We start from the raw sequence: 14,378 nt of genomic DNA, 5'->3' as shown, positions 1-14,378 counted from the left end.
CGGTGACGGGGTGGACGCTGTCACGGTACGTCTGTGCGCTTACACGAGTAAGCGACCAAGGTCCCGGCGCTGATCCAGGGGTCTGCCAGGGGTGATGAGTTGACGCGTCAACCGTCTGCGCCGGCGAGCGCGGACCGTCGCGGCCCCGGGACCTCCAGGGCCGAAACCGGCATCCGGCGTCGGTTACAGTGAACGCGCCCCTCAGGACCTCCCCGGATCCCACCTCCTCACAGGACGGAGGACCGCCATGACCGACGCCGTCGAGCGCGTCCCCCGTCAGGCCTGGTTCGTGATGGCAGCCGCCATCGGCGCCTACTTCCTCGCAGTGGTGCACCGCACCGCGCTCGGCGTCGCGGGCGTCGAGGCCTTCGACCGCTTCGACATCCAGGCCACCGGGCTTGCGATGCTCTCCGTGGCGCAGATCGCCACCTACGCGGCGCTCCAGCTCCCCGCAGGCGCCCTGCTCGACCGTTTCGGGGCGAAGCGGGTCATCGTGATCGGCTCGCTCGTCATGGCAGTCGGCCAGCTCATGCTCGCGCTCGCGGACAGCTATCCCACAGCGATCGCCGCGCGCATCCTGCTCGGCGCGGGCGACGCCCCGATCTTCATCGCCGCATGCCGCCTGGTCGCGCACTGGTTCCCGCCGCGTCGGGCGCCCCTCATGGTCCAGGTCACCGGCTTCGTCGGCCAGACCGGCCAGCTCGCGACCGCGATCCCGGTGGCCTGGCTGCTCGCCGCCTACGGGTGGACCGTGGCCTTCGTCGCGCTCGCGATCGCAGGCGTCGTCATCGCAGTCGTCGCCGCGGTGGGCGTACGCGAGCCTCGGCCCGGCGCTGTCGGCCAAGACGACGTGGTGGTCGCCGAAGGCCCCGGCTCCGAGGCTGCTGTCGCCGCCCCCGAACGCGAGAGGTTCGCCTCCCAGGTGCGCCTCGCGATGTCGCCGGCGGGAACCCGTCTGGGCTTCTGGACGCACTTCACGAGCCTGTTCTCCGCGAACACCCTCGCGCTTCTGTGGGGCGTCCCGTTCTTCATCACGGCGCAGGAGCTCACGCGCGCCGAGGCGTCGGCGCTGCTCACGGTGCTGACGATCGCGAAGATGGTGGCCGGCCCCATCGCGGGGTCGTACACCGCGAGGCATCCGCTCAGGCGCAGCTGGATGGTGCTCGGCTCTGCCGTCGCGACAGCGATCGCGTGGGTCGTGCTTCTCGTGCCGTCGACGCCGCGGCCCATGTGGGAGCTCGTGATCTTCATGGGCGTAGTGGGCGCGGGTGGTCCGGTATCCCTCATCGGAATGGACTACGCACGCACGTTCGCGCCCCGCGCGCAGCTCGGCACCGCGACCGGGTTCGTGAACATGGGCGGCTTCGTCTCCACCATCGCCTCGGTGCTCCTGGTCGGACTGGTGCTCCAGGTCGCCTCACCGGCAGGCAGCTCCGTCTACTCGCTCGACGAGTACAGGATCGCGTTCGCGGCGCTGCTCGTGCCGTGGCTGGTGGGCGTCTCAGGGGTGCTGCGCAACAGGCGGCGCACCCGCCTCGAGATGGCTGAGGCCGGCGTCATCGTTCCGCCACTTCGCGAGGTGCTCAGGCGACGCCGCGAGCGCTGACCTGCAGCGCCCGCGGCGTGGGCGTCAGAATCTGAAGCGGCCCACCACGGCGCGCAGCTCGCTCGCCTGGGCGTCGAGCTCCTCGACGCCCTGAAGGGTGCTCGCTGCGGCGCTCGTGAACTCCTCTGCGTCGCGCGCGACCGCGTCGACCGCGAGCGAGATCTCGCCCGAACCTGTGGAGACGTCGCTCAGTCCGCGGGTCATCTCCGAGGTCACCGAGGACTGCTCCTCGACCGCGGAGGCGATGGTGCCCTGGTAGTCCTGGATGCGCTCGACGACCTCGGAGATCTCCGCGATCGCGGCGACCGCAGCCTCGGTGTCCCGCTGAATCGCCTCGACCTGGCCCACGATGTCCTTGGTGGCCCGGGCGGTCTCGCCCGCGAGCTCCTTCACCTCGCCGGCGACGACCGCGAACCCCTTTCCTGCCTCGCCTGCGCGCGCGGACTCGATCGTCGCGTTGAGGGCGAGCAGGTTCGTCTGCTCCGCGATCTGATTGATCATCTGCACCACGGAGCCGATCTGCTGGGACGACGTGCCCAAGCGTGCGATCTGCTCAGTGGTGCGGCCGGTGACCTCGCGGGCACGGGTGGCGACATCTGTCGCGTCCCCCGCGTTGCGTGCGATCTCGCTGATCGCGGAGCTGAGCTCCTCAGCGCCCGTGGCGACGGACTGCACATCGTGGCTCACGCGCGAGGCCGTGCCGGCCGCGCCCGCCGTGCGGCGGGCGGACTCTGCGGCGTCGGCCGCGATCGAGGACGCGGTGGAGCGCAGCTGCTCGGATGTGGAAAGCACGGTGCCTGCGGAGTGGGCCACCGCGCCGAGCGCCTCCGCGAGCCGCTCTCCGGAGGTGTTGAGTGCGGTTGCCATCTGGCCGAACTCGTCCGAGGAGGTCACCGGGACGCGGTGCGCGAGGTCGCCGTCGGCGAAGGCGCGCAGGCCCTCGACCTGCGACGTCACGGCGCGCTTCACGCGGCGCGACAGCCACCAGCCGGCCGCGGCGCCGATCGCGAAGGCGAGCACGCCGAGCGCGATCATCGCGGTGCGCAGCCAGGCGACCTGAGCGGCGAAGCCCTGACCTTCCTCGATCAGCGTCTCTCCGTCGGTGATCATCTCGGCGAGCGTCGTCTCGTAGACCTTGCGCAGCGCGCGGTTGTCCTCCAGGGCGACCGCCTCGGCGCCCTCGGGGTCGGTCGCGTACTGGTCGAACTCCGCGACCAGGGCGTCCTCCCAGGCCACGAGCTCGGTCTCCAGCCGGTCGAGCGACGCGAGCTGCGCCTCGTCCGCGGCGTTGGCGCGCGTGTCGGCGAGCATGCCATCGATCGTCTCGAACCTCTCGAGCACCTCAGCGGAGAACTCGGGGTCGCCCGTCAGCAGGAATCCTCGCTCATCGTTGGCAGCGGCCTTCGCGGCCAGCGCGATCGACTGGAGTCCGGAGACGTACGGGACGGACTGCTCGAGCTCAGCGTCGCGCACGTCGTGCAGCGAGTTGATCCCGGCGACAGCGATCACGGCGACGAGGGCGGTGACGGCGGCGCCGCCGAGTGTCGCGGCCTTGAGCTGGGCGACCACGCCCGGGGTGCGGAAGGAAGGCAAGGAGACTCCTGGGGGTGGGGGCGCAAGGTGCGCGGCGCGGTGCTGGGTCATGCGGACGCCCAGCGCCCCCATGAGTCGCTCCGATCGGCTGCGGGTGGCCGATGATGAGGATCCTCCGGGCCTCGTGGCCTACGCCACAGCGGGACGGTGGTCCCGAGCGGGTGGCGACCGCGTGGCCTAGGTTCCTAAGTAATTGCCATGTGTATATCAGGCAAGGCCCGGAAACCCCCCCTGACCCCCAGGAGCCCACGATGTCCACCGCCACCTTCTCCCATGTGCTCGAGCCTGTCGCGCTCGGGAAGCTCCAGCTCCGCAACCGCGTCGTCATGGTGCCCATGGGCACCGAGATGGGCGACCACGACGGTCACCTCACCGACCGTGAGGTCGCCTACTACGCCGAGCGCGCCGCGGGCGCCGGACTCGTGTGCACCGGCATCAACGCCGTCACCAACGACTACGAGATGATCGCCGAGGGCCTCGGCCGCGTCGACACCGACGCCGCCACCCCGGGCCTCAAGAAGCTCGCCGACGCGTTCCACGCTCGAGGCGGCGCAGTCTCCGTGCAGCTCACGGCAGGCCTCGGCCGCAACATCAACAACGTCGACCCCGACAACGCACCCATCTCCGCCTCGGACAACACCCACTGGCTCGACCCGAGCGTCATCTGCCGTCCGCTCGAGACCGCGGAGATCAAGGTCATCGTCCAGCGCTTCAAGGAGGCGGCCCAGCGCTGCGCCGAGGCCGGCATCGACGCCATCGACATCCACGGCCACACCGGCTACCTGATCGACCAGTTCCTCTCGCCCGTCTGGAACCGCCGCGAGGACGAGTACGGCGGCCCCGTGGAGAACCGCGTGCGCTTCGCCGCCGAGATCATCGCCGCCGTCAGGGAGGGCGCCCCCGACCTCCCGGTCAGCTTCCGCCTGTCCGTGGACCACCGCTTCGAGGGCGGCCGCGGCCCCGAGGAGTCGCTCGAGATCGCCAAGGTGCTCGAGGCGGCCGGGCTCGACCTGCTCATGGTCGACGAAGGCTCCTACGAGGCGATGGACTACGTCTTCCCGCCCTACTACCTGGGCGACAACTGCATGATGACCCACGTCGGCACCTTCAAGAAGGCGCTGTCGATCCCGGTCCTCGGCTGCGGGAACCTCACCGCGGAGCGCGCCGAGGAGGCCATCGCGAACGGCGAGATGGACTTCGCCGGCATCGGTCGCGCGCTCATCGCCGACCCCGAGTGGGCGCTGAAGCTCGCCGAGGGACGCCGCGAGGACATCCGCCCCTGCATCCGCTGCAACCAGCTGTGCGTCGGCAACGCGTTCGTGGGCAAGGCGCTCGGCTGCGCCGTGAACCCGCGCGTCGGCATGGAGCTCGAGCGCGTCCTCACCCCCGCCGAGACCTCCAAGAAGGTCGCCATCATCGGCGCCGGCCCCGCCGGCCTCGAGGCCGCACGCGTCGCCGCCCTGCGCGGCCACACCGTCGACGTGTACGAGAAGAGCGAGCAGCTCGGCGGCGTCCTCTGGCCCGCCGCCACGCCGGAGTTCAAGAAGGAGCTGCGCTCCATGATCTTCTGGTGGGAGCGTCAGCTGAAGGACCTGCCCGTCACCGTCCACCTCGGCACCGAGATCACGGCGGACTCGCCCGAGCTCGACGCGGCCGACGAGATCATCGTCGCGGTGGGCACCACCCCGCTCGCGCCCCCGATTCCCGGCCTTGACGGCGACAACGTCGTCGAGGTCATCGACGCCCACCTGGGCGCCGACCTGGGCAAGCGCATCGTGGTCTGCGGCGGTGGCCTGTCGGGCGCCGACTTCGCGCTCGAGATGCAGGAGGCCGGCCACGACGTCACGATCGTCGAGATGGCCGACGGCGTCGCGAACGACCTGCTGATGATCAACCGCATCACGCTGCTGCGCGACCTCGCCACCCAGGGCGTCACCGTCCTCGCAGGCCACAAGGTCGTCGAGGTCAACGACAAGGGCGTGAAGGTCGACGGCCCCGACGGCCCCGTCCAGATCGCCGCCGACACCGTGGTGTCCGCCTTCGGCGTCCGTCCCGCGACGGCGCTGGTGGAGGGTCTCACCGCCCGCGGCAACGCGGTCGCGATCGGTGACTGTGTGAAGCCCGCCAAGGTGGGCGACGCGATCAACGCCGGCTTCGAGGCGGCGTTCGCACTCTGACCTGAGCACGGCGCGCCGGGTATCGGATCCCCGCCGCGCGCCGTCGCTCACACCGGGCGCTGCAGCCCCAGCGCCCGCACCGGGGCCCGACCGTCATGGTCGGGCCCCGGTTCTCGTCTGCCCGGCCGTCAACCGCGCAAGAATCCGGCGTGGCCGCCCCACGACCAGCGCGATGCGGAACGACGGTGCACTTTTCCTGCGTCCGTCCCGAATAGTCCGAGACATACCGAATGTCCGGTGCTAGCGTCAGCGGCAAGTCGGAGCACCGTCTGGAACCAGGATCGACACACGATCCGCGGAGCGTCCGGCCCACGCTGGGGGGCGTGGTCCCACAGGGCCGGGCATCGGGGAGTCCGGCCATCTGCACGCCTTCTCCAGAGTTCTGCGTCGCCACTCGACCCCATGGAGGATTCATGCGCAGCACCCTGAAAGCACTCGTGTCGGCCTCGGCCGCGGTCATGCTCACCGCAGCCCTCGCCGTCCCGGCCGCCGCCATCAAGAACGGGGAGCCCGACGACGGCGCTCACCCCTACGTCGGCCTCATGGTCGCCGACGACGCGAACGGGCCCGCCTGGCGCTGCTCCGGCACCCTTGTGTCCCCGACCGTCTATGTCACCGCAGGACACTGCACCTACGGAGCCGAGTCGGTGACGATCTGGTTCCACGAGGACGTCAACGACCGTGCCACCTACGGCTACCCGTTCGGTGACGAGGTGCTCGAGCCTGGGACCGACCTGTCCGTCGAGGGCTCGCCGTACACGCACCCGGAGTACGACGACGCCGCCTTCTACCTCCACGACCTCGGCGTCGTGGTGCTGGACGAGCCCGTCTACCTCGACGAGTACGGCACGCTCCCTGAGCAGGGCCTGTTCGACGCACTCCTCGCGCCCGGCGGCAAGAAGACGACGACGTTCACGCCCGTCGGCTACGGCCTGCAGCGCTCGCTTCCGGCCCAGACGGGCCTCACGGAGGCGTCGCTCACCCGCCTGACCGCGTCGGTCAAGATCATCAACGCCGACGCCGCGTTCGGTGAGAAGAAGGCGGGCAACGCCGTGCTCTTCACCAACAACGCGTCGGGCGGCGGCACCTGCTCGGGTGACTCGGGCGGCCCGATCTTCGTCGCAGGCACCACGACCATCGCCGCCGTCACCTCCTACGGCCTCAACGCCACGTGCTCCGGCACAGGCGGCGGCTACCGCATCGATCAGCCCGACGATCTCGCGTTCCTCGCGCAGTTCGTGAGCTGATCGACGGCATCAGAGCCGGCAGGGCGCCGGTCGGACCGCTGTTCTCCCTGCGGACCGACCGGCGCCCCTGTCTGTGCCACCGGCGCCCGCCCTGGGCCGACGCGGGATCCGCCCTGGTGCTCGAGCGGCGATCCGTGGGCGTTCTGCGCCTTTCCAGAACCGAAATTGACGGGCCCGATCGCCGAGCGCCACAATCAACCTCGACGGTGCGCGTCGGCTGTACAAGTGGGCGCGCATCGTCCGAATCCTCGTGGCCCCCGAAAGTCCCAGGTTCCAGCACCTTTGAGGCAGGCGTGGGCTCCCGGGCGGCGTGGCGGGAGGCGTCTCGCGCGCACAGTTCCTACGCTGGGGGCGTGACGGACTACATCGGACGCGCCCTCGTGGCGGACGCCCTACGCGAATGGCGCGAGCAGCTGCGCCAGCACAACGCCGAGTCCGGACTTCGAGATCTCTCCGGCGTGGCCGGCTCCCTCATCGACCTGCGTTCCGCGCACCCCGGCGGCCTCGCGCCCCTCTTCGCTGGCCGACCCACCCCGCTGAGCCAGCTCATCCGCGAAGGCGAGGCGCGCACGGAAGCGCTCACGCGCGCGCGACGCATGCTCGCCGAAGCGCTCAAGGTGCACGCCGCGACAGGCGCGTGGACCGCCGAGCTCGGCATCGGCACCGTCGCCTGGGACGAGGTGGGTCACCGCCGCGAGCTGCCCCTCCTGCTGCGGCCCGTGACCCTCGAGCCGGGCCGCGACGGCGACATCGTCCTCACCCTCCTGGACGACGTGCGCGTCAACCCTGTGTTCGCCGCCGAGATGCGTGCACGCGGCGACGAGGAGACGATCGCCCGCACCCTCCCGCTGGTCTCCTCCGGAAGCGAGTTCGACCCGCGCCCCCTGTGGGAGGCCGTGCTCGAGCGCACCGACCTGTTTGGCGAGGAGCTCGAGGCACCCGAGCGCCTCGTCCTCGGCGTCTTCGACGACCCTGAGCAGCGGCTCCTCGACGACCTCGACGAGCTGGACCCCGTGATCGCCGCCAGCGATGTGCTCGTCGCGGCCTCGGGCGATCAGGACGCCACCGGGTCGCTCGCGCTCCCGCTTCCTGCCTTCCCCGTCGGGGACAGGGACCCGTTCGCCGAGCGTGGGCTGGGGGATCTGGACGACGCCCAGTTCGCGGCGCTCGACCTCATCGCCACGGGGCGCCACGTCTTCCTGCAGTCCCCGCCCGGCGCCGACAGCGTCGGGATGGCCGCCGCGATCGCAGCCGACGGCGCCGCCTCCGGGCGGATCGTGGGCGTCGTCGCCGGCCAGGAGAGCATGCTCCACAGCATCCACCAGCGGATGGAGGAGCTCGGGATCGCCGAGCTCGCCATCGACGCCGCGGTGGAGGCCTGGAACACGGAGGCTCGTGCGAAGCTCCTCGAGGCCATCACTCTCGGCTCGCCGAAGGTGGACGACGACGTGCTCAGGAGCCAGGGCGAGGACCTCCTCACCGCCCGGTACCGGCTGCATGCCCGCTTCGACGCCCTGCACCGCGTGCACCGTCCGTGGGGCGTGAGCGCCTTCGAGGCGGTGCAGGCGCTCGTGCGCCTCACGACCGGCGAGCCGCAGCCCGCCACCCGGGTGCGACTGGGTCCCGACGCAGGCCTGCTCGTCGCCGAGCGCGGATTCGCGGCCGTCGCCGCAGCGCTCCACCTCCAGGTGTCCGGAGAGCAGCCTGACGACCCCGACGCGTTCGGTGAGGCCGCGCGCGAGCAGGAGAGCCCCCGCGACGCCTGGTGGCGTGACGTCACCGACTCCGCCGAGCAGGGGGCGACCTTCGACGACGCCCTCGCGGCGCTCCTCACCCGTCACCTCCCGAGGATGCGCGTCGAGGCAGCGACCGCAGCCCACGAGACCGGAGTCGACGAGGCTCCGGACCTCACCACCTGGGCCGACCAGGTGCGGCTGTTCGAGGACATCCGCGACACCCTCGAGGTGTTCTCGCCGGCGGTCTTCCACCGTTCCCTCCACGACCTCGTCGCCGCGACCGCCCCCGACGGGTCGCCGCGCCACGTCCAGCTGCCGCGGCGGGAGCGCAAGGCGCTCATGCGGCGAGCCGTCGAGCTGCTGCGCCCCGGGCGCGGCAAGGAGCGGCTCCACGAGCAGCTGCTGACCGCGCACGACGTCTCGGTCCGCTGGCGCGCCCACTGCTCCGCGGGTGGCTGGCCTGTGGTCCCCGACGACTACGACCTGTACGGTTCCCGGCTCGACCAGGCGGGCGAGGCGTGGGGTGTCATCGCGGACGCGGTCGCGCAGGTCAGCGGTGAGCAGGACCTGCCCTCGCAGTCGTGGGAGCGCATGACCTCGGTGCTCGAGCGCCTCGCCGGCGGGCTCACTGCGGCGATCGAGCAGGTCGACCAGACACCGCTCGGCGTCGACCTCGAGGAGGCAGGCTTCGGCCCGCTCCTCGAGAGCCTCCAGGAGCGCGAGCCCGACGCGGCCCAGGTGCGCACTGACCTCGAGTTCGCGTGGTGGGCCGCCGCCTTCGACGCGATCGTGCAAGCCGACTCGCGCCTCACCCAGTACGGCGCGCTCGCCGACGCCGTCCACGACTTCGAGAAGCGCGATCGCGAGTTCTCCTCCTCCCGCGTGCAGCCCCTCATGCGCGCGGCGGCGGAGCGCCGCAGAGCGGCCATCGCCCGTCACCCCGAGATGGCGCGTGACCTCTTCGCGCTCCTCGTCGAGGGATCTGCCGCCCCGTACCGTGACCTGTGGCGGGACTTCCAACCGCTCGTCTCCGCCCTGCGGCCGGTCAGCCTCGTGCGTGCCGAGCAGGTGTCGCGTCTCATGCCCGCCGCGCGCGTCCTCGACGTGCTCGTCGTTGTCGCCTCCGAGTCGCTCGCGCTCGCGGAGCTCGTGCCGGCGATCGCACGCGCGAAGCAGGTGGTGGTGCTCGGCGACGCGCACACGGCCACACGCTCCGCGGTCGCGACGCTCGCCTCGCTCCTCCCGCAGGCCACGCTGCCTGCGCTCCCGCAGCCGCGCGATCCGCGTGTGACGGGCGTGCTCCAGGAGCACGTGTACGGGCGTTCGCTGTCCGGGCTCCCCGCCGCGGGAGAGCCCGAGTCGCTCGCGGTCCAGCTGCTCGACGCCGTCGGCACGCCGGTGGCAGGGATGCTCGAGGTGGAGACCACGCATGCGGAGGTCTCCACCGTGGTGGAGCACCTCGCACGCACCGCCGACAGCATCCCCCGACGCACCGTGCTGGTCGTCGCGGGCAACGACCTGCATGCGCTCAAGCTCCGTGAGGCGCTCGAGGAGCGCGACCCTCGGCTTGCCGCACGCATCCCTGTGGTGGGTCTCGGCGATGCCGCCGGCTACTCGGCCGACGACGTCGTGCTCAGCTGGGGCTGGGCGCGCGACGCGCGCGGCGAGGTTCCGCGTCGACTCGGGGTGCTCAGCGAGCAGGGTGGCGCCCACGCGCTCACCCAGGCGCTCGTCGCCGGAAAGGAGCGCACCTGGGTCTTCAGCGCGCTCACGCCCGGCCAGCTGGAGCCCATCGCCGAGCGCTCGACACCAGGGCACGGCGTCGACATGCTGCGCGAGCTGCTCGTCGCGGCGTCGGGTGCCGCCGTCGCGGCCGAGCGGCCAGAGCCGGCCCCCACCGACTGGCTGCTTGCCGACATCGCTGCACGGCTGCGTCGTCTGGGCTGCCAGGTGCGGCTGCGCTACGGCTCAGGGTCCGAGGCGATCCCGATGGTGGTCGGCCTCGGCGACGACGAGGGCTTCCGTCTCGCGGTCGTCACGGACGAGGCCTCGACGCGCATGAACGCGAGCCTGCGCGACCGGGTCCGCTGGCAGCGCACCCGGCTCGAGGCGCTCGGTTGGACGGTGCTGCCGCTGTGGACGCTCGACGTGTTCATGGATCCTGAGGCCGCCGCCAAGTACGTGCGTGACGCGCTCGACGTCACCGAGGCGCCCGCTGTCACCGCGTCGATCTCCCTGCCGCACCTCGCGCCGTCCGTGCTCGCGCCGACGCCGAGCGCCGAGACTCCCGACGAGGGGGCGGAGGAGATCCCCGGTCAGGACGTCTTCGATCTCGACGTCGAGCAGGTGACGCTCGCGGAGCCCGACGAGCTGACCGACGACGAACCGCTCGTCACGGGCGCGGTGCCGGAGCTGCGCGTGGAGCCGGAGCCGGTGGATGCCGACGACGAGGCGGAGCCGGAGCAGGCTCCGCTCACGCTCGGCATCGGGCCCATGCTCGTGTCGCAGCCGGCGTCGGCCGCGTCGGCGAAGTCCGCTGTCTCGGCCGCTTCCGCGGAGGAGCCGGGTGACGACGCTGTGGCGCGTGAGGAGGAGTCGGCGCCGTCGGCAGGGTCGGCGCCGTCGGCTCTCTCGCCAGAGGAGACCGCAGAGGTCGTGCAGCCGGAGCTCGCGCTGTCCGCGCCGTCCACGCTCTCTCCCGAGACTGCTCCCTCTCCCGAGACTGCCCCCTCTGCCGAGACTGCTCCCTCTGCCGAGTCGGCCGAGTCCGCTGCGTCGGCACCCTCCGCCCCCTCTGCCGAGTCGGCCGAGGAGCCCGAAGAGGTCGAGGAGGCTGGCGCTGAGCCCGAGGCTGAGCCGGAGCCCGCTCCCGAGCCGAAGCCGGTTCCCGCGATGGGCTTCGGCGTGCCGAAGCTCGCGGTGGCGCTCCCGAAGGCGGAGGACGTGAAGGATGAGCCGACCAAGCCTGCCGGCGTCCCGGAGCCGAGTGCTGCGCGGGGTGCCGAGCGTCCGCTGATCCCCACGCGTGCGTGGGAGGACGAGGAGGAGGGCTGGGGCGGCTCGCGTTCAGGGCAGAGCCGTGATGACGAGATCCGTGGGGATCGCCCGCCTCACTGGTGACCCGTCGCGCCGCCGAGCCGAGGCGCGCATCGCGCGGTGCGGCTCAGCGGGCGCGTGTCAGTCGGAGGAGCCTGAGGTTGCTCCGGCACGGGAGTCGGTGCGGTAGAAGCCCGAACCCTTGAACGTCACGCCGACGTTGCCGAAGACCTTGCGCAGCTCTCCCCGGCACTCGGGGCACTCGGTGAGCGAGGCAGCGTGGATGGACTGCACCGCGTCGAAGCGGTGGTCGCACACGGTGCACGCGTAGCTGTACTTGGGCATGGTGCGTATATTAGCCCGACCGCGCGAATGGTGGATACCCGGAGGGGTATATACGCGGTCGCTCAGGCAGGCAGGTGAAGCACTCGCGACGGGGTGACGACGGTCTGCACCCCCACGTCGTGCGCCTCGCGGGGCAGCGGCGCCCCGTCAGCGTCGAACAGCTCGTCGTCATAGACCAGCGCGATGAAGGGGACCCCGGGTGAGGCCTGCGGGAGCGCCCGGTCGTACCAGCCGCCTCCTTGACCGAGGCGCATGCCCCCGGTGTCCACGGCGAGCGCGGGCACCACGACGACCTCGGCGCGTGCGATCGTGTCGAACGGCAGGAAGTCGCCCGAGGGCTCGGGGGGCCGGCCAGGGGCCCTCTCGATCAGATCGTCGACGCCCTTGTACCAGGCCCACCCTCGCTGGAGCCCGTCGCCGAGCAACGGGATCATCACCTTCACCCCGTGCTCGTGGAGCGCCTGGATCAGCGGCCCGGTGCCGGGCTCGTGGGGGCGTGACGCGTAGACCGATACGCACGATGCCCCGCCGACGGTGGGGATGGCCATGACCAGGTCCCGAAGCGACTCCGCGTGCTCGGCGATACGGCGCTCCGAGCGATGCGTGCGTGCCTTCCGGAGGCTCGTGCGGAGGCTTGCCTTCGCATCCTCCGGCTCAAGCGTGCTCGACGAAGGCGAGGACTTCTGCGTCATGTGAACCATCGTGGCATATCCGCGTTACCGCTTTGTGACACGCGGCCGCGGTCCGGACTCGCGGTGTCAAGCGTTGCGCCGCCTCCCCGCAGCCCGGGACAATGCAGCCATGATCTCCAGGACTCTCGCCGAGCATCGCCGCATCGTTGCCGAGTCGCTGGAGCCCGTCCCCGACCTGGACGTCCTCATCGCCGACGCGCCTGGCGCGACGCTCGCGGAGGACCTTGTCGCCGAGATTCCGGTGCCGGCCCACGCCGTCGCGAGCTGCGAGGGCTACGCGGTCCGAGCAGACGACGTCGCGCAGGCCTCGCCGGGTGAGCCCGTCACCCTGATGGTCTCGCACGATGTGAGCGTCGAGGCCAGAGCGCCCCGGAGGCACATCGCGCGCACCGCGGCACGGCTCGGCTCGGGTGCTCCGCTGCCCGAGGGCGCCGACGCTGTGGTCCCCGTCTCGATGACCGACGGGGGTGTCGCCCGCGTCACGGTGACCTTCCCGGTCGCGGTGGGGGAGAACGTCCGCCCCGCCGGCTCGGAGCTCGCCCCGGGGCGCGTGCTGGTGCCCGCGGGAACTCGGATCGGCGCGCGCCAGCTCGCCGTGGCGGCCGCGCTCGGTCGGCCCCGCCTGCTCGTCCACCCCACGCCGCGCGTCGTCGTGGTGTCCGTCGGATCGGAGCTCTTCGAGCCGGGTGACGCCCGCGGTGGCGTCGCCGAGTCGAACGGGCACATGCTCGCCGCGATGGCGCGCGACGCCGGCGCGAACGCCTACCGGGTCGGCCCGGTGCCCGACGACAGGATGCGGCTCGCAGCGACCCTCGAGGACCAGCTGGTGCGCGCTGACGTGATCCTCACGAGCGGAGGCCTCTCGGGAGGCCGCGAGGAGACGCTTCCCGACGTGCTCGCGCAGCGAGGGGAGTTCGAGGTCGTCGACCTCGCGCTGCGGCCCGGCGGCCACCATGGTTTCGGCTTCCTCGACGCCGGGGGCGGGCGCCGTGTGCCCGTCATCGCGCTCCCTGGCCGGCCGCCTGCGGCCGCCGTCGCCTTCCAGGCGTATGTGCGCCAGACGCTGCTCGCGATGAGCGGTCGCGAGCGCTCCGTCGGCATGGTGAGGGCGCGCCTGACCCAGGCGATCGACTCGCCCGCCGGTCTCGCGCAGGCCGTGGCGGTCCGGCTGATCCCGCACGGCGACGTGCCGTGGGCGGAGCCGGTCGGCGATCCTGCCGCGATGACCCTCGCGGATGTCGCAGCGTCGGATGCGCTCCTCCTCGTCGCCGAGCACGCGACCTCCCTGCAGCGCGAGGCGTTCGTGGAATGCCACCCGTGGGAGCGGTGACGTGGCGACCGAGCTGAGGCTGTTCCGCGACGGGATCGTGCTGCGACGGCTGCGCCGACGCGACGAGCGCGAATGGCTCGCCCTCCGTGACCGCAACCGCGAGTGGCTGCGACCGTGGGAGGCCACTGCGCCGCCGGGGCAGACGAGCCGTGCGATCACGTTCGGCGAGATGGTGCGTCGTGAGGCCCGCGAGTGGCGCCGTGCGACCGCGTACCCGATGGCGATCGAGGTCGAGGGCGCCCTCGTGGGTCGCGTGAGCGTCACGGGCATCACCTGGGGTCCCGAGTGCGGAGGCTCGATCGGCTACTGGGTGTCCGAGCATCGCGCGGGCGAGGGGATCGCCCCCCGCGCCGTCACCCTGGCCGCCGACTACGCGTACGCGCAAGGGCTGCACAGGCTCGAGATCGCGATGCGTCCCGACAACGTGCCCAGCATCCGCGTCGCGCGCAAGGTGGGGTTCCGTGACGAGGGTCTGCGGCGCAGCTACCTGTACATCGACGGAGCGTGGCGTGACCACCGCGTCTTCGCGCTGACGGCGCAGGAACCGCGCCCATGGCACACCTGGACACGCCCCCAGTCCTGACACGCCGACGGTGGTCCCGGCACCGGGCGGCGT

General features: G+C 71.8%; 8 protein-coding genes and 1 pseudogene. 6 read left to right on the top strand and 3 right to left on the bottom strand.

Features of this window, described 5'->3' with window-relative positions:
- Window positions 1-247: 247 nt before the first annotated feature.
- A complete protein-coding gene (locus QQX04_RS02795; RefSeq protein ID WP_301126081.1) occupies window positions 248-1,606 on the top strand; it encodes an MFS transporter in 1,359 nt (452 codons plus the stop codon).
- Window positions 1,607-1,630: 24 nt separating this feature from the next.
- Here the strand turns inward: QQX04_RS02795 and QQX04_RS02790 are convergent, their stop codons facing one another.
- Window positions 1,631-3,199: a methyl-accepting chemotaxis protein gene (locus QQX04_RS02790; RefSeq protein ID WP_301126079.1), complete on the bottom strand. Its 1,569-nt coding sequence runs from the start codon at window positions 3,197-3,199 to the stop codon at window positions 1,631-1,633.
- Between the two features lie 251 nt (window positions 3,200-3,450).
- Between QQX04_RS02790 and QQX04_RS02785 the strand changes: the two genes are divergently transcribed.
- The 3 genes from QQX04_RS02785 (at window position 3,451) to QQX04_RS02775 (ending at window position 11,479) form a co-directional block, all read left to right on the top strand.
- Window positions 3,451-5,376 (top strand): oxidoreductase, encoded by a 1,926-nt coding sequence (locus QQX04_RS02785; RefSeq protein WP_301126076.1) that lies wholly within the window; start codon window positions 3,451-3,453, stop codon window positions 5,374-5,376.
- A gap of 413 nt (window positions 5,377-5,789) precedes the next feature.
- The gene (locus tag QQX04_RS02780) at window positions 5,790-6,623 is read left to right on the top strand and encodes a S1 family peptidase (protein WP_301126075.1); all 834 of its coding nucleotides are present in this window, start codon (window positions 5,790-5,792) and stop codon (window positions 6,621-6,623) included.
- 353 nt (window positions 6,624-6,976) lie between these two features.
- The gene (locus tag QQX04_RS02775; protein ID WP_301126072.1) at window positions 6,977-11,479 is read left to right on the top strand and encodes a PDDEXK-like endonuclease domain-containing protein; all 4,503 of its coding nucleotides are present in this window, start codon (window positions 6,977-6,979) and stop codon (window positions 11,477-11,479) included.
- A gap of 63 nt (window positions 11,480-11,542) precedes the next feature.
- Here the strand turns inward: QQX04_RS02775 and QQX04_RS02770 are convergent.
- Together QQX04_RS02770 and QQX04_RS02765 are read right to left on the bottom strand one after the other, a co-directional pair.
- A pseudogene (locus QQX04_RS02770) lies at window positions 11,543-11,740 on the bottom strand (FmdB family zinc ribbon protein); the annotation flags it as partial.
- 62 nt (window positions 11,741-11,802) lie between these two features.
- Window positions 11,803-12,432 carry a 5-formyltetrahydrofolate cyclo-ligase gene (locus QQX04_RS02765; protein WP_301126070.1) on the bottom strand — a complete coding sequence of 210 codons (630 nt, stop codon included), beginning with the start codon at window positions 12,430-12,432 and terminating at the stop codon, window positions 11,803-11,805.
- A 109-nt stretch (window positions 12,433-12,541) separates the two neighbouring features.
- Here QQX04_RS02765 and QQX04_RS02760 point away from each other — a divergent pair, with 109 nt between their 5' ends.
- Both QQX04_RS02760 and QQX04_RS02755 read left to right on the top strand, forming a co-directional pair.
- Window positions 12,542-13,762 (top strand): molybdopterin molybdotransferase MoeA, encoded by a 1,221-nt coding sequence (locus tag QQX04_RS02760; RefSeq protein ID WP_301126068.1) that lies wholly within the window; start codon window positions 12,542-12,544, stop codon window positions 13,760-13,762.
- A gap of 1 nt (window position 13,763) precedes the next feature.
- Entirely contained in the window at window positions 13,764-14,345 is a 582-nt protein-coding gene (locus QQX04_RS02755; RefSeq protein WP_301126066.1) for a GNAT family N-acetyltransferase, read from the top strand.
- The last annotated feature ends 33 nt before the right edge of the window (window positions 14,346-14,378 follow it).

The sequence above is a fragment of the Demequina zhanjiangensis genome, from assembly GCF_030418315.1.
Lineage (GTDB): Bacteria > Actinomycetota > Actinomycetes > Actinomycetales > Demequinaceae > Demequina > Demequina zhanjiangensis.
Note: the sequence above shows the minus strand (reverse complement) of the source record. Positions and strands in the feature narration are given on the sequence as shown.